The sequence below is a fragment of the Psychrobacter immobilis genome, from assembly GCF_904846175.1.
Classification (GTDB): domain Bacteria; phylum Pseudomonadota; class Gammaproteobacteria; order Pseudomonadales; family Moraxellaceae; genus Psychrobacter; species Psychrobacter immobilis_E.
In genome coordinates this window covers 243,788-260,210 of record NZ_CAJGZM010000001.1, presented here as the reverse complement: position 1 = coordinate 260,210, position 16,423 = coordinate 243,788, and the positions used below count along the sequence as shown (strand labels likewise).

Annotated in this window: 12 protein-coding genes and 1 riboswitch; of the genes, 3 read left to right on the top strand and 9 right to left on the bottom strand. The window is 42.8% G+C overall.

Annotated features, from left to right (window positions below; genetic code table 11):
* Positions 1–29: 29 nt before the first annotated feature.
* The 8 genes from JMW39_RS01055 to JMW39_RS01020 form a co-directional block, all read right to left on the bottom strand.
* Entirely contained in the window at positions 30–953 is a 924-nt protein-coding gene (locus JMW39_RS01055) for an FRG domain-containing protein (RefSeq protein WP_201543076.1), read from the bottom strand.
* Positions 954–1,085: 132 nt separating this feature from the next.
* Positions 1,086–3,362 carry a class 1a ribonucleoside-diphosphate reductase subunit alpha gene (gene nrdA / locus JMW39_RS01050; protein WP_201543075.1) on the bottom strand — a complete coding sequence of 759 codons (2,277 nt, stop codon included), beginning with the start codon at positions 3,360–3,362 and terminating at the stop codon, positions 1,086–1,088.
* A gap of 545 nt (positions 3,363–3,907) precedes the next feature.
* The gene (locus JMW39_RS01045) at positions 3,908–4,201 is read right to left on the bottom strand and encodes a DUF493 domain-containing protein (protein WP_320157907.1); all 294 of its coding nucleotides are present in this window, start codon (positions 4,199–4,201) and stop codon (positions 3,908–3,910) included.
* Positions 4,202–4,457: 256 nt separating this feature from the next.
* Positions 4,458–5,156 carry a class I SAM-dependent DNA methyltransferase gene (locus JMW39_RS01040; RefSeq protein WP_201543073.1) on the bottom strand — a complete coding sequence of 233 codons (699 nt, stop codon included), beginning with the start codon at positions 5,154–5,156 and terminating at the stop codon, positions 4,458–4,460.
* Between the two features lie 72 nt (positions 5,157–5,228).
* Positions 5,229–5,876 carry a thiaminase II gene (gene tenA, locus JMW39_RS01035; RefSeq protein WP_201543072.1) on the bottom strand — a complete coding sequence of 216 codons (648 nt, stop codon included), beginning with the start codon at positions 5,874–5,876 and terminating at the stop codon, positions 5,229–5,231.
* 123 nt (positions 5,877–5,999) lie between these two features.
* A riboswitch (TPP riboswitch) is annotated at positions 6,000–6,117 on the bottom strand.
* Positions 6,118–6,346: 229 nt separating this feature from the next.
* Positions 6,347–8,260, bottom strand: coding sequence for an RNA polymerase sigma factor RpoD (gene rpoD, locus JMW39_RS01030; RefSeq protein ID WP_201543071.1), 1,914 nt, complete (start codon positions 8,258–8,260; stop codon positions 6,347–6,349).
* A gap of 640 nt (positions 8,261–8,900) precedes the next feature.
* Positions 8,901–11,051: a DNA primase gene (locus JMW39_RS01025; RefSeq protein ID WP_201543070.1), complete on the bottom strand. Its 2,151-nt coding sequence runs from the start codon at positions 11,049–11,051 to the stop codon at positions 8,901–8,903.
* Positions 11,052–11,191: 140 nt separating this feature from the next.
* Positions 11,192–12,355, bottom strand: coding sequence for an outer membrane protein assembly factor BamD (locus JMW39_RS01020; protein WP_201543069.1), 1,164 nt, complete (start codon positions 12,353–12,355; stop codon positions 11,192–11,194).
* Positions 12,356–13,179: 824 nt separating this feature from the next.
* On the opposite strand from JMW39_RS01020, the gene JMW39_RS01015 reads away from it, so the two are divergent.
* From JMW39_RS01015 to JMW39_RS01005, 3 genes are all read left to right on the top strand, one after another.
* Positions 13,180–14,322, top strand: a complete 1,143-nt coding sequence (locus JMW39_RS01015; protein ID WP_413786210.1) for an RluA family pseudouridine synthase — start codon at positions 13,180–13,182, stop codon at positions 14,320–14,322.
* 85 nt (positions 14,323–14,407) lie between these two features.
* Complete coding sequence (locus JMW39_RS01010; protein ID WP_227679113.1) at positions 14,408–15,304, top strand: polyphenol oxidase family protein; 897 nt, start codon at positions 14,408–14,410, stop codon at positions 15,302–15,304.
* 129 nt (positions 15,305–15,433) lie between these two features.
* Entirely contained in the window at positions 15,434–16,063 is a 630-nt protein-coding gene (locus tag JMW39_RS01005; RefSeq protein ID WP_201543068.1) for a flavodoxin family protein, read from the top strand.
* Between the two features lie 81 nt (positions 16,064–16,144).
* On the opposite strand, the gene JMW39_RS01000 is transcribed toward JMW39_RS01005, so the two are convergent.
* Entirely contained in the window at positions 16,145–16,393 is a 249-nt protein-coding gene (locus JMW39_RS01000; protein WP_201543067.1) for a hypothetical protein, read from the bottom strand.
* Between the last annotated feature and the right edge of the window lie 30 nt (positions 16,394–16,423).

Below are 16,423 nucleotides of genomic sequence, written 5' to 3'. Positions count from 1 at the left end.
CGCGCACCTTTAAACTTAACCTGGGTTTGTTAACTGTACTTTGATAATATATGTTTTGAAACTCTATCTATCTCTGGAAACAGTTTGGCGTCGTGTAATCCTAATAGCTGAAGTTCTTTCAAAATATTCTTCTTACATTCAGCAGGAATTATAAATCTTAGATGTCCAGATAAAATATAATCAATAGGTATTGCAGCAGGCTTGCTTTTCTTACCGTCAATACCAAATACTAAAAATGCACCATCCTGTCTAATAAGTCTTTGGTTCTCCATCAAGGGCTTTACACATAATACTTTGGATAAATGTTCTGGATTAATTCTTGGTAAAAATCCGTTTTTCTCTTGTTTTATTTCATGTAGTAGCAGATGAATGCTATCTTGTTTGCAGAATGACTCGGAGTCATAATGTGTATTAACATCATAGCTAAAATCGTCATTCATTTTAGAGATGTTTGACAAAATACTAATAGTATCGCTGTCAGAATATTTTATATCTTTATTAGGTATTTTAAATAGAACCACCTCACCTTCTGTTTCTTTTGCTTCCGCATTTAATGAAGGAAGACATGCAAAATAGAGGGCGACTAGTGGATTGCCTGTGATATCTAAAAGTCTCGTAGGAAGATCATAGTGTTGCATTTTCACTAATTTTTGAAAAGTGGTTTTTAAGTTATAAAAGTTTTCAGGAACATTAGATATTAACTCTCTATAGAAGTTATGTTCGTTTCTAAACAAACCGTTTCTATATATAGAAGGTAAAGCTTCCCAACTTCTATTAGCATGTCCCCTAAAAAAAAGTTGGTAATCTTTATCTTCATCATCTTCAAAGTAAATATCGAGATCTGAAAGCTTTTCAACAAATCTGCTTACGCTGTTAACTTTTCCGTTGGAAAGCGTTCTCATAATAACCGTAAAGCGAGGTAGTATATTGAAATCCTCTTGGGTTTTACTCATATTTTCTTTACCTTTTATAGCCGACAGATAATCTAACATTGTGAGTTTTAGAATTAGGAGTCGCTATAGTATTTCTCATATAAGCAAACAGCGGGCTTAACTCAAAAGCCAAACCCGCCATTCATCACTTGCTTAAATCTTACAAGCCCCGCCAGCACAATCATCTTCCATATCCGCTTGGGCATCGTTCGCACCATCACGCGTATTGTGATAATACAAAGTCTTCACGCCAAGCTTATACGCGTTTAGCAGATCTTTTAACAATATCTTCATCGGTACACGACCACCTTCATAACGAACCGGATCGTAGTTGGTATTGGCAGAGATACTTTGATCGACGAACTTTTGCATGATAGCGACCAGCTTTAGGTAGCCGTCATTGTTCGGCATTTGCCATAGTAGCTCATACTGATCTTTTAGCTTATCAATCTCAGGTACGACTTGCTTTAAGATGCCATCTTTTGACGCTTTGATAGAAACCAGACCACGTGGTGGCTCGATACCGTTAGTCGCATTGGCAATCTGACTAGAGGTCTCAGACGGCATCAAAGCAGTTAGGGTAGAGTTGCGCAGACCGTGAGTGGTGATTTCAGTACGTAGCGTTTCCCAATCGAGATGTAGTGGCTCTTGGCATATTTTATCCAAGTCTTTCTTATAGGTATCAATCGGCAAGATACCTTGCGAATAAGTCGTCTCATTAAATGCTGGACACGCACCTTGCTCTTTTGCCAATTTGTTTGACGCTTTCAAGAGATAGTACTGTAACGCTTCAAAGGTTTGATGGGTTAGACCAAGCGCACTGTCGTCTGAATAACGGACGCCATTTTTGGCTAAATAATACGCATAGTTAATAACGCCAACACCTAAGGTACGGCGACGCATACTGCCATTTTCAGCCGCTTTCACTGGATAGTCTTGATAATCGAGCAGGGCATCAAGAGCGCGGACGATTAATTCTGCTGGCTCTTCGATATCACTGACGTGCTCAACTTTACCCAAGTTGACCGCTGATAGCGTACAAAGGGCGATTTCACCAGTTTCGTCATTGATGTTATCAAGTGGCTTGGTTGGTAGGGCGATTTCCATACATAGGTTTGACTGGCGAATCGGCGCAACCGTCGCGTCAAATGGGCTATGCGTGTTGCAATGGTCGACGTTTTGAATATAGATACGACCGGTGCTGGCGCGCTCTTGCATCATCAGACTAAACAGCTCTGTCGCTGGAATTTGACGGCTACGAATGCTAGGGTCATTCTCGTATTTATTATATAGCTCTTCAAATTTGTCTTGATCTTCAAAGAACGCATCATAAAGACCTGGTGTGTCGCTTGGTGAAAATAGCGAGATATCTTGACCTTTAATCAAACGGGTATACATGGTTTTGTTTAACTGAACACCATAATCCATATGACGGACACGGTTGTCTTCAACGCCGCGGTTGTTTTTCAATACCAATAGCGACTCAACTTCTAAATGCCACAATGGGTAAAATAACGTCGCTGCACCGCCACGGACGCCGCCTTGTGAGCAACATTTAACTGCCGTTTGGAATAGCTTATAGAATGGAATACAGCCAGTATGCTGCGCTTCACCGCCACGGATAGGGCTACCAAGGGCGCGAATACGACCAGCGTTGATGCCGATACCAGCACGCTGCGATACATAGCGTACGATAGCGCTGGTGGTGGCGTTGATAGAGTCTAGGCTATCACCACATTCGATCAACACGCACGAGCTAAACTGGCGCGATGGCGTACGTACACCAGACATAATAGGCGTTGGTAGAGAGATTTTAAATTGTGAGGTCGCATCATAAAAGCGCTTCACATAATCGAGACGCTCTGACTTTTCATAGCTGGCAAACAGGCACATACCAACCAGCATATATAAGAACTGCGGGCTCTCATAAACGGTCTTGCTGACGCGGTCTTGTACGAGGTATTTACCCGCCATTTGTTCAACAGCAGCATAGGCCAGGTTCATGTCGCGCCAATGATCAAGATACTCTTCTAACTCGTCAAATTCCGCACGGCTATAATCCGCTAAGATATGCTGATCGTATTTACCGGCATCAGTCAGTTTCTTAACATGGTCATACAGATGCGGAGGCGTGAACTTATTATAAGCAATCTTACGTAGATGGAAGATTGCCAAACGCGCTGCCAAATACTGATAGTCAGGCGTGGTTTCAGAGATAAGGTCAGCGGCAGATTTGATGATGGTCTCGTGAATGTCGCGAGTTTTGATGCCTTCATAAAACTGAATGTGCGACTTTAGCTCAACTTGTGATACCGACACATTATCTAAATCATGAGCTGCCCACTCGATAACCTTGTGAATCTTGTCTAAATCAATAGGCTCTAAACGTCCATCACGTTTGGTTACTTGGATTTTATCGATATGTGTCATGCTGACCTCGTAAGTTGATTGCTTGGTAATCATTTAATGATTATTTAATAATTTATAGTGATGCTGCGCGGTTAATACTGGCAAACATTCTTTATCACGCTATTTTTGTCACGCTATAACATCCTGTCACAGCAGAGTGTTTTTTTAGGCAAAACGATGCCATTGCTCATAGTGATGGTTTAAATCACTGAGCACTACATATAGCGTATTTGTTAGTAGGTGGACACAATATAGCGGGAAAATTTTCAAAATGCTATATTGATTTTAGCGGCAAACTATGTTGACCAGAGGGTAAAGCGTGTCCGAATTTTGGCAAAGGACGATGGGATAAGGGTTAGACGCCAATAAGAAAAATAATAAAAGTTTTGTAAAAAATGGCGCGGATTTGCTTTTTATTGTTGGCTAAATTAACGAGCGCAAATCTGCTGAATAGTGCGTATATTTCGGGTGGAGATTGTACCCCAGACAATAAAAAATCGCCACCCATATGAGTGACGATTCGGACGAAAAACGGGCTGGTTTTTATTAAATCAATAAAGCTGTCGTTAGACGACCATACGTACGGTTTTTGCATTATCGAGTGACGCATAAAGCGTGTTTACTTGCTCAACGGTGGTCAAGTATAAATTGGCACGTACCGAATGGAAGCGTCCTGTTTTTGACGGTTTGACTTCCATAGACGCTAAATCAAACTCTGGAAACTGGCTACCCAGGATAAGCTTCACTTCATTGAGTAAGCTGTCGTGCTCGCCTTCATGACCGATGATGCTGAGTGGGTAGTTCATCGGGAACTGCCAAAGTTCAGGATTTTGGACGTCGGTTTTTTTGCCTTTTAGGATACCGTCATTGGCAACCAGTTCTGTCACCTTGACCTCTCTTTTAGACGTTTGCTCTTGCTTGTTGCTACTTTGGTTTGTGCTATTTGAATTGTTACTTTGATCAGTGGCGTTTTTTGGATCATCAGTCATGATGTTGTCCTTATTTTTTTGAAAATATAAGCTTATGGATTATGCAGGTTAGCGCTTTATTCACCATTTATAAGGACACTCATCATGTTATTCAAGGGTTGACCAGTAATAACTCATATTAAAATCGCTATTTTTTATAACCACATACCGCCACATAATCACCGCGATCATAACCTTCGATGACTTCTTGTACCTTGTCATTGGCATACATAGGATGAGTCAATAAAGTTTGCGCATATTCAAAATCGACAAAACCATTGGCTTGCATCAGCGCGATTTTTTCATCAGAGGTGCGCCAGTTTGCTGACTTCACCAGCTCAATAGGATAAGGGTCAGCAGGGGAGATGTGTTCGAGTAGTGGATGTTCCCACGTATTTACCGCGCTGGCTAAATTGTATAAGCTGGCAAAACCGCTTTCTTTTGGCACATCAATCAGGATAAGCTTGCCGCCAGTCTTTAGAGCATCAAAGGCCTTTTTAATACAGGTATCTAAGTCACTGATATAGCTGACACTGCCGTTAAACATAATGATATCAAACTTATTGGGCTCAATCTCACAGGTTTCAGCAGGGCTGATATCTACTTGTAAGCCGCGCTTTTCAGCAACTTCTGCCATGTCTTTTGATGGCTCGATACCGTGCGTGATATGGATACCATAATCCTTTGCCAGTAGCGATTCGAAAAGTCCGCTACCACAGCCGATAGACAATATTTCGCTATCTTTATCTAGGAAATGGGCGACCAGTTTTAGCTCACTAGTCAGTAAGTTTTGGTTGTCAAAAAACCAGCTGTCATACGCGCTTGCGTGTTCATCGAATGCGGCCATTAAGTCTCTCCTTGAGTATGTTCGTTATTATATTGAGGAATTAGTCGGATTTTTGAATATGAAAGGTACAGGCTATGACAAATCTAACGCCTGCTGCCAAAAATTCACTTCCATACGCGCGGCAGTGTTAAATAACCTTTGGAATTTGTCTGTTTGAGCAGGGCTAGCATCGGCTAACAGCGTATTAATCTGCGCTTCGTTTTGCGCGGTAATTACTTGAAAGTCATCGCTAGAAAATACATTAATCCATAGCTGATACGGATTATCAGCGATAAAATCTTGTTCTTTTATAGACTTGCCAATTTCACCATAACCCATCAAGCAAGGTGCAATCGCTGCATAGAGATCGGCTAGCGAACCTGACATAGCCGCATCTAATATATAGCGGCTATAGGCGATGGTGACGGCAGATTCAGAGGCGTTTTCTACTTCTTCAAGCGCAATACCCCAGTGGTGACAAAAATCCAAATACATACCGATTTCCATATCGAGCATGGCGTTGATACCTGCTTGGCCGACACGCATTTGTGCCAGCGTGTCACTCTTATATACGCTCAGCGCCATCACGCGGGTATAGTGGATTAAGTATAAATAGTCTTGCACAAGGTAGTGGCGAAAGCTGTCAGGGGCGAGTGTACCTGCTGCCAGCTGCTTGACGAAATCGTGCTGAATATAGTCATCCCATGACGGGCAATTGTGACGTAGCGTTTGGTAATCCATAGTTTTTACTTACTTTTATAAAACGCGAGTAAGCAAATGACAAGAAACGAGAAGTGATCAGGCACAAAAAATTTGCCAGTCTAATTTAAATAGATTGGCAAAATATAAAGTAAATGTGACTTATATATCGACACGCTTGTTTCCTACGTCAGTGCTAACTGCATCAGGTTCGCGGGTAACTCTCAGCTATGATTTCGATTGTACTTAAAACGCCAAAATCAAAGCACCCCGACAAGGTTTGTTTTTTAATAATAAATATAAAATTTAAATAGCATTGAGCTGCTGTTAATTAACTAGCCCAACTCTATGATAGGCGAAATCAGCCCTCATTAGCAAGAGGCACTCAAAAAAGTGGATATAAAGAGGGTTTTGGCGTTATAAAATTACAGACACAAAAAAGCTGAGACATTCTCAGCTTTTTTGGTTTGTCATTAGGCGTAATAAGATATGCTTAGCACATACTATCTACATTAGTCATTCTCAAGGAATGAGCGTAAATGCTCAGAACGTGATGGATGACGCAATTTACGTAATGCTTTTGCCTCAATCTGACGAATACGCTCACGCGTTACATCAAACTGCTTACCAACTTCTTCTAACGTATGGTCGGTTGGCATATCGATACCAAAGCGCATTTTTAGCACACGCGCTTCACGCTCAGTCAGATTACCTAGTACATCACGCGTCGCTTCACGCAGACCAGCTGCGGTTGCATCATCAACAGGGCTTGAGATGGTACCATCCTCGATAAAGTCGCCTAGGTGTGAGTCTTCATCGTCACCGATTGGCGTCTCCATAGAGATAGGCTCTTTGGCAATCTTTAGCACCTTACGGACTTTAACTTCGTCCATCTCTAAGCGTTCGCCTAATTCCTCAGGCGTTGGCTCGCGACCCATCTCTTGCAGCAATTGACGTGAGACACGGTTTATCTTGTTAATGGTCTCAATCATATGCACAGGAATACGAATCGTGCGTGCTTGGTCAGCGATAGAGCGGGTAATCGCCTGACGAATCCACCAAGTAGCATAGGTTGAGAATTTATAACCACGGCGGTATTCAAATTTATCGACCGCTTTCATCAGACCGATATTACCTTCTTGGATTAAGTCCAAGAACTGTAGACCACGGTTGGTATATTTCTTAGCGATAGAAATTACCAAACGCAAGTTAGCTTCGACCATTTCTTTCTTGGCACGGCGTGCTTTTGCTTCACCAACGGCCATACGACGGGCGACATCTTTCATGTCGTGGATTTTCATATCGAGCTGCTGCTCGTAATCACGAATTTTACGTTGTAGTAAAATCACATCGTCAGCGACTTTTTCTAGCGTACCCGCAAAAGCAGGCTTACCTTTGATACGCTCAATGAGCCAATCAACGTTGGTTTCATTGCTAGGGAAAGTTTTACGGAACTCATCGCGCGGCATACGACCACGGCGAATGACCAAACGCATGATTTGACGCTCTTGTTTACGCACATCATCATAAACATCATGCATGATAGCCATGACTTGGTCTGACAAACGATTGTTTAGCTTGAGCATCATAAAGCGTTCAGCAAGTAAAGAATACGCAGTATCGGCTTCTACGCTACCACGGCCATAATCAAGCAAGGCTTGTTTGGCTTTGATAAATAAGTGTTCGATCTCTTCTAGGCGCAGACGTACTTCTTCTGGATCGATACCGCCGGTTTCTTCTTCGGCTTCTTCTTCAACTTCTTCTTCGTCTTCGTCATCATCATCGCGCGCCGCTTTTACTTTGGCTTTGATAACAGGCGGGTTTTCTTTTTCTTCTTTAATACGCTCGCGCTCTTCTTTCGCCGCTTCTTTGGCTTCTTGGGCAGCGATTTTGTCTGCTTCGGTTTCAGGATCTAAAAAACCAGTGATAACGTCAGACAGTTTTTTCTCACCATCTTGTACTTTTTGATACTCGTCAAGGACGAACTGTACCGTACCCGGCCAGTAAGACATAGCATGCTGCACGTCACGAATACCTTCTTCGATACGCTTGGCAATGGCAATCTCGCCCTCACGGGTTAAGAGATCAACCGTACCCATTTCACGCATATACATACGCACAGGGTCAGTAGTGCGACCAGGATCTGTCTCAACTGCTGCTAATACCGCGGCTGCCTCATCGGCTGCTGATTCGTCATCATTTGAATCATCGTTCATCAAGATGTCATCGGCATCGGGCGCAGATTCAAAAATTTTAATGCCAACGTCCGTTAGCATTTGCACGATATCTTCAATCTGATCACTTTCAGTAATAGAGTCGGGCAGTTGGTCATTCACCTCAGCATAGGTCAAATACCCTTGCTCTTTACCCATTTGGATTAAGGTGGCCAGTTGAGATGTGGACTTAGAAACTGACTTATCGTTCATAAATACTCGCTTGCTTGCATCGGACATTTTTATATTGTGACTCGCTATCGCTCGCTCAGTGCGTTGATATAATCAATCGATTCATCAAAATATGGCGTAAAGGTTGTCAATAATAACAAAAATGAGTGGATATGAATAAAGGCTCAAAATACTACAATTACAATACTAAAAAACCGCTAAAAATTGGTCATGCGCAAAATACTTCAAAAGCATATTCTCTAAAAAATACTATTAATTAAAAAATAACACTACCTAAAAATACTGTGAGCTGAAAAATGGCAATTCAAAAATACGGCGCTTTGAAACTTATCTTTTAAAAAGCGCATTTAAAAATGCATACCTAAAGCTGTGTTTTTACCTAAAACAGTGCTTAATGATGCGGGTTTATCGTCATCTATTAAGTCGGGCTATAAATAGTTAGCGACACAGTTTAACACAAACCAGCATAATCAAGCACGAGCTAGTGATGCTCGCTGCTATTTATCTACCAATTATTTCTTCACCCATTGGTTTTTTATTAGTAGCCTGATTGAGGGCTGTATATGCAACTGGGCATAATCATTAATAGTGGGGGCAACTACGATGCTTTTAAAGGGTTGCTGCCTATAAATAAAATATAGGACGTGTCATAGCATAGCCGTTAAGATTTCACCGTTGCCATTTGTGCCGATTGTTCTGCTTGCTGCGCGCGTAACCAGTCATTTAATAATTGTGATTGCTTACGGACAATCGCCAGCTTTATGTTGTCAGGGTTTTTCACCAAATCTTGGATTTTTTTCTTCATATGACGTTCAATCAACTGGCTGACCAATTCCTCAACCAAACCATCAAGGCTTAAGATATTGCGCGTGGTAAGCGCTTTATAAAATCCGCCCCAATCGCGGCTAAGCGTCTCTTGGGTTGTTGGTTTGACATTGGATAAAATAAAGTGTGCCGCTGCATTGACGTCTTTTGGAAGATAATTAAGACAGCGCTTAATGGTGCTGACGATATCGAGCAGAGCATTATCTTGCAAGTCCTCCCACGCTAGTGGACGCAATGTATCGGCAGAGGCTTTTTGTTTAATATGAGCCGGCAGCTGTAACTCATTAATACCTGCCTGCTGCCAAATGGCTTCGATAGGGTCATCACTTAAGGCGCGCGGTTGAAATAAAAAGCACAGCTGCAGCTGCTGACTGATGGTCATATCACCATCAAAATCTAGCAGCGCGTCTTTAGCGTCCTTATTCTGATTGCGTTTACCGCCAAGCTTTTGATAAATGTCATTGTTCAGCAAGTAGCGAAAGCTACTGCCTTTAGGTAGGGCGGTGGTCAACGCGCGCACCTGTGACATAAGCTTGGCTTTACCTTCGGCCAAGGTTAAGTCATAACGCTCGCTTAAATAGGCAAAAATATACTGAGATAGCGGCATGGCCGTAGCGATTTGCTCGCGCATCGCATCTGCGCCCTGACTTTTAATAAAAGTATCAGGGTCATGATTGTTAGGTAAGGTTAAAAACCGCAGCTCTTTATCATCGCCAAGCACAGGCAGCGCCACTTCAAGCGTGCGCCAAGCGGCTTTTTGTCCCGCGCTATCGCCGTCGAAGCTTAATGTCAGGGTAGGGTTTAATGTCAATAACCGTGATATTTGACTCTCATTAATCGCCGTACCCATAGAAGCAATGGCACCATAGATACCGGCTTGATAAAGGGCAATGACATCCATATATCCTTCGACCACCAGCCAATCATTTGCGCGCTGCTGGCGAGATTCATAGTAGCCGTATAGTACGTGCTGTTTATGGAAGACAGGTGAGTCAGAGGAGTTGATATATTTGGGCTTCACTTCGTCATCGAGCGCGCGGCCACCAAAACCAATGGTACGACCTTGGTTATCGCGAATCGGGAAAATAACCCGATCACGAAGCAAGTCGTAATCACGCCCTGATTCTGATTTACGTACTAAGCCCAAGGCTTTAAGTCCCTCGATATCCTGTGGGAATTGATGCTCAAGATGCTGCCAACCAAAAGGCGCATATCCTAAACCAAAGGTTTCAAAGATGTCGTCAGTAATACCACGCGATAAAAAATAATGCTTGGCATGAGGATGAATCGTAAGATTGTGCTGATAAAACTGCTGTATCTGCTCTAGCAGCTCATATAAGTTGCCATCTTTATCAGCAGTCCCACTTATATCCTGAACTTGTATGCTGTCATCACTTTCTATCAGCCAAGTAGGCGGATAGCCATTATCAGCTTGATGCTCTGTATTATAAGCATCTGAACCATAATCATCCGCCATATAAGGCATTGAGTCATAGGAATCTAGTGACGGGTAGTTCTCATAGCTATTGCTATTATTATAATTACTATCATTATAATCCGATTGCACATGCCCTGATGACGTATCAGTAGATACTTGCTCAGTATTTGAATGTTTTTTCGGTGTTTGAGTTGCTACTACGGGCTTTACAATTGGCTGTTTTTTACTACGCTGATAGCTGACATTTTGCTGCTCTTCTTTTGGTACTTCGATGCCCGTTTGTTTGGACAGCTCATTAACCGCTTCGATAAAGGTAAGGTTTTCATAATCACGTAAAAAACTGATGGCATTACCACCGACACTACAGCCAAAGCAGTGATAGATGTTTTTTTGCGGATTGACATAAAAAGATGGCGACTTTTCGCCATGAAACGGGCAGCAGCCTTTGTACTCACTACCGGCACGTTTAAGCGTGGTATGGCGCCCAATGATACTGATTAAGTCAGCTTGGCTATTTAATTGCTCAAGAATATGATTTGGGATGCTCATGCAAAAAACAGTTTACCATAGGTCAATTATTTTGGAACAGACAGATTAAGCGATATATAGCAAAACAAGGCCAACAGAATGTTGACCTTGTTTTTGATGATAGGCGCTAAGCGTCTAAAGTAGACGAGAGTAGTATCAGCCTACTCAGCAGGTAATGTGGTGCGGCGTACAGGATTGACGTTTTGTGGATCGACATCGGCTTCTCTAGCGGCATCGCCAGTGCTCGATTGACTAGTCACGCGTTCAGCTGATGCTTCAGGTAAACCTAAGCCAACATTGATACCGCTATTAGCGCGCTTAGGAGACATATTTAGCGGTGCATTAGCATTGGCTGCTGCCGCATTATCACTCGGCAATCTTAATTGGCTGGCATTACGGATCACTTGGGTTTTGGTAGCACCATTGTAATCGCCTGTCGCAACTGAGGTGTCTTTGTTAAAGCGGTTTAATTGCCCAAAGGTCAATTTAGTAAACAAAGTGCGCTCACGTTTGGTATTGAGTTTGACGCGTCCATCAGCGCTGAGCATATTTGGATAGTTGATTTGCAACAGCGTTTTATATTCTTTTGCCAAGTCGTTAAGACCGAGTTTTTCATGGCTATAAGCCAATACTGCAAGGGCGTCAGGCACAGATTCACTTAATGGGTAATATTGGAACACCCACTTGGCACGGTTTACCGCAGCGACATACGCTTCACGCTCGACATACCAGTTTGCCGCGCTCATCTCACTTTCGGCAAACTGATTATAGATAAAGGTCATGCGCTGTGCGGCGTCAGGCGCATAAGGGCTGTTAGGGTATTTATTGATAAGCTCTTGGAAATTGGCAAAGGCAATACGCAAATAAGCGGTATCACGCTCAGCTTGATTGAGCTTAAACAGTTTCAAACCTTCTGATGAGCCTTGCATATTGGCCACGCCGCGTACGTAGTAAGCATAGCTGACTTGCGGATTAGAAGGATATAGGTTAATAAATTGCTCAGCGCTGGCTGCAGCGGTCTCAAACTTGCCACTTTCGTATTGGGCGTACATCATATCGAGCAATGCTTGTTCGGCATATTGTCCGGTTGGATAAAAGGTGCGAAGATTGGTTAAATCTTCGATAGCTTGCGTATAGCGACCTTTATCAATCTGGGCGATGGCTTCGTTATAATAACCTTGCTCTGACTTCTCAGCAGTTTCAACCGCATCCACGTCTTTACCGCCAGTGAGGTTTTTAAACGTTTGACAACCTATCAAGTTAACGCTTAGCGCAAGTAGGGTGATTGAGGACAGTTTGATAAACGTATTGCCAACAGATTGCATACTTCTTCTCCGACACAAGACGCGTAATAGCAGCGACGCTATTAGGCTAAATAATAAAAGGATAATAATAAAAAACAATGTTTGCGGCATCCGCTAACTGTCTATTATTGAGTATGCTCTATAAATAAGCGTACTCATTATCAACATGATTTTTATCGAATGCAGTTTTGCTAATATGAATAAAATGTATTTATTTTAAAAATTCATTGCAACAGCATACAGCAAAACATGGCTTACTTTATAGAATAACATTTGTTTCGTCTATTTTTTCGTTATCTATTTTGTAGTTAAACTGCTAATGCTTTAGGTATGGTTGTTTCTTGCCGTAGTGTAGCATGAGCCGCCGTCACGAGCGATATTGAATATGGCTGACAGGGGCAAATATACAGTAAATTACAGCCAAGTCATATTTTAGAGAGCTAATAGACCGCGTAACCCACATCACCTCAGGGCGAAATAATCATCTCATGACAATCGTATGACAATGATAAAATCATGGATAACACACAGCTTCTGTAGGGCTTAGACGTTCAGCGTGTTACACTATGACGATGTGACTGTTGCTTTTTTTGACCTTGTTTATTTTTAATGGTCAGTAAGCGCTAGTCTGCTCCCTTATGAAGTCGGTTTACAAAACCGTAAGCGACTTTGCTATGTATGAATCCGCTATGAATAATGATGCTATGACGACTAAACTACCCAAGAATAAATCCCTAGATGCTGATCTTTCAACATCAGAAGTGCTAACCGCCCAAGAGCTATCGGCGCAAAAATTAGCCATGAAAGCTTTACCAACGAAAGGTTCACCTGTGCAAAAATCAACGATGCCAAATGAGTTATTAGAGGATAATGAGCTGCTTGATGACAATGAAAGTGCGCTCGATGATTCGATACAAGATATCTCCGATGATGATGAGCTCGATGAATTGATGGACGACGACGTGATTGATGATGAAGATGAGGAAAGCGATGGTGCAGCGCCAGTCGCTGGGCAAGCGGTTCCTGTCATCATTGATGTTACACATACGGTAATAGAAGACGAAGCGGGTTTACGTATTGATAAACTGGCGTCAAAAATATTTACCGATTTTTCACGTGTCCAACTACAAGGTTGGATTGGTGATGGCAGCTTGCTATATAACGGTAGTGTACAAAAGCCAAAAATTCGCGTCAAAGCCGGTGATATCCTGCATTTATCGACGACCCTAGAGCAGCATAGCGAAGATCAGCCAGAGAATATCGACATCGACGTGGTTTATGAAGATGATGATGTCTTAGTGATTAATAAACCTGTCGGTATGGTCGTCCATCCTGGCGCTGGTAATCAGACTGGCACCTTGGTGAATGCGCTCCTATATCATTATCCGCAGCAGCACCATCTGCCGCGTGCCGGATTGGTACACCGTATTGATAAAGATACCTCAGGGCTATTGCTAATTGGTAAAACCAAGCCCGCGCAAATGGCATTGATGGAGCAGCTAAAAGATAAGTCTGTCTATCGTCATTATCAATGTGTGGTCGCAGGGGATGCGGCAAGTTTATTGCGTCATCGCCGTATTGACGCGCCGATTGGTCGCCATCGCAATCAGCGTACCAAAATGACGGTGATGACGGCAGGTCGTGAGGCGGTCACGCATTTATTAACCGTGACCCCGCTTAACGATAACTATTGTTTAGTGGACGTCAGTCTGGAGACAGGACGTACTCACCAAATTCGTGTGCATCTTAGCCATATTACCTATCCGATAGTCGGTGACCGCGTATACGGTGGTCGTCGCCAATTGCGTGCGGGTTTAACAGAAGTGCAGCGTCAAGCGATTAATAATTTCCCGCGCCAAGCCCTGCATGCTTATACATTGGGTTTCGTTCATCCAACGACGGGCGAAGATATCGAAGTCACAACACCAATCCCTGAAGACATGCAGCAATTGATGGCGGTCTTAAGCGATGGTTATGACGAAGAATAATCATTAATGACTTAATGATGTTTATTTAAGAAGCATAAATTAGCGGTAATGCTTTAATAATAACGATAAAACTGGTGCACCGACCATGCCTAGCATAACAAACAATCTGCCTATTACCTTGCTCGCTCAACTTGATGACGTGGCGATTTTCCAAACCGCCGCTTTTACTAGCGATGATAATAACGGTGCTAGTGCAGTTAATTTAAAAGATTATCAGCAAACAGACGAGAAAAGCCAGGCAAGTTATGGCTCGTTAAATTTAGGCTTGCATGTTAATGATAATGCAAAGACCGTCTTAAACAATCGCATGCGTCTATTAACGGTTATCAATGAGCAATTAACAGCGAAACAATGCAAGCCTATTGAGCGCTTACACTGGGTTAATCAAGTCCATGGTAATCATATCCATGACATTGACAAGACAGCGCTAAGTATGGAGCCTATGGCTGCTGATGCCATGGTTAGCCGGCAAGCAGGTTTAGGGCTGGCGATTATGACCGCCGATTGTGTGCCGATAGTTTTATACCAGCCAGCAACGAGGCAGATAGCTGCTATCCATGCAGGCTGGCAAGGGCTGGCATGCGGTGTCATAAAAGCAACGGCTGAGCGCTTTAGCAGTGCTGAACCAATCATGGCATGGATTGGGGTTTGTATCAGTCAAGAAAACTATGAGGTCGGCAGGGAAGTACGAGATAAGCTGCTAGCAGGCTGTATCGATAATCAGACTTTATCAATGCAGCATTTAGAGAGCTTTGAAGAACGCTACGTTTTAGCGTCTGAAGCGGATAAAATTAAGCTGAACTTACCAAAGCTTGCTGCTGATCAATTAAATAGTGCAGGGATTATAGTCAGCAATGACTCCACTGTACCTTGCAGCTATGCTGACCCGCATTATTATTCTTATCGGCGTCAAACGAATCTTGGGCAGGCTGCAACAGGACGTATGGCATTGATTATTAGCCGCAGCGCTTCTATAGAGTAGTTATGCCATAATAAACACGCTAGTTTTCTTGATTAGTTAAGAGTTCTGGTCATATTGCGATAGTTCAACGGACTCCCTTCTTTATTTTCTATTTTTGTTTTGTTTTTAATTGCCATTATTAGAGTTTGTATGAATACATCTGTCACAGCGTCTGCCATTTCAACCCATGATAATGATGTTGCCAACTTATCAATGGCTGTCATCTACCATAGTAACTACGGCCATACCAAACGCGTCGCCGAAGCGGTGGTGATGGGTGGGCGTCAGCAATTAGCCGAAACACAGGTCAAGGCGGTCGATGTTCATGATGTCGATTGGGATTTTTTGGATGAAGCTGATTTGCTGGTGTTTGGTAGCGCCGTGTATATGGGCAGCGTGACAGCAGGTTTTAAGACTTTTATGGATGAGACCTCCAAACGTTGGTATCATCGAAAATGGGAAGGGAAGTGGGCAGCAGGCTTTGCCAATTCAGGCGGTCTTAGCGGTGATAAGCTTGCCGTCCTACAGCAAATTTGTCTCTATACCATGCAGCATGGGATGAATTGGATAGGTATGCCACTCATGCCAACGGGTCACGAAGCGCATGACTTAAACCGTCTCTCAAGTTTTTTGGGTTTGATGACCCAGTCGCTTGACGGCCCACCTGAGAAAACGCCGGGAGAAGGCGATATTAATACCGCTATTTGGTTTGGCGACCATTTAGCCAAGACCATTATTAAACATCAGCCTAAACCACAAATAGCAGCTTCTGACAGTTAGAGTAAGCAGTCGCTATAAATAATTTATTAAGCGTAAAATATAAAAGCAGATATCCATCCGGTATCTGCTTTTTCATTGGTTTTATGGCGCGTTATTTTGTACTGAGACTTTATCAAAGATAGTTTTATTAGGAATAGTTTTAGTAGGCGCGGTGGTATCTGAAGCAGGTGCAGTCGTAGCGGATATGCTGTCAACAATGACCGCTTTGGCGGGAACAGTTTTTATAGGAACGTTTTTTACAGGGATGGGACTCTCGACAAATTGAAAAGATTGGCAAGCTGTCAAAGGCATCGTCGCTGCAAGTAACGTTATAAAGGCAAATGATTTCATAAAACATCTCAGGCGATAAGTAGCACCATT